General features: G+C 62.3%; 1 protein-coding gene. It reads left to right on the top strand.

Translation table 11 applies throughout. From position 1 onward, the window contains the following. A partial coding sequence (locus SOP95_RS31660) for a DUF6388 family protein (RefSeq protein WP_323609537.1) occupies positions 1–206 on the top strand: 206 nt, incomplete at its 5' end. Between the last annotated feature and the right edge of the window lie 237 nt (positions 207–443).

The following is a 443-nucleotide window of genomic DNA, read 5'->3' as shown; positions in this document are numbered from 1 at the left end:
CGCACTACCGCGCCGAACGGCTGCACGAGGCCTTCGAAGCCGAGGCCGAACGCCAGGGCCTGTTTGCCTGGGAGTTGACCCTGAAACTGACCGCCGAGTCGCCCGAAGCCTTTGAAACCCAACGCCTTGAAGTACACAAGGAAGTGGCACAGATGGCGGGGTTGAGCTGGGACGAGTACTGTCGGATGCATGATTTGGCCGGTTGACGCACTAGCCCATGAACCATAGGCACCGACGGGCTGCCAACCCCTCGCACAGCTCGGCAACATCGACGGTTCGCTGCTCGGGGTCCATGGCCAGTGCTGAACATAACAAAGGCCAGTACTGCCTGGGCAGTTGCCTGGGCCGCGGCAATCGTTGATTACGTTGACGCTCTACGGGCCGCCGTCCCTCTGCCATTTCGTAGAGCACTCGGGCCACCCCATACAAGTCGGCGCTCGCCG

Source organism: Pseudomonas sp. YuFO8, from assembly GCF_035065025.1.
Classification (GTDB): domain Bacteria; phylum Pseudomonadota; class Gammaproteobacteria; order Pseudomonadales; family Pseudomonadaceae; genus Aquipseudomonas; species Aquipseudomonas putida_AE.
This window is presented reverse-complemented; position numbering and strand designations above follow the sequence as displayed.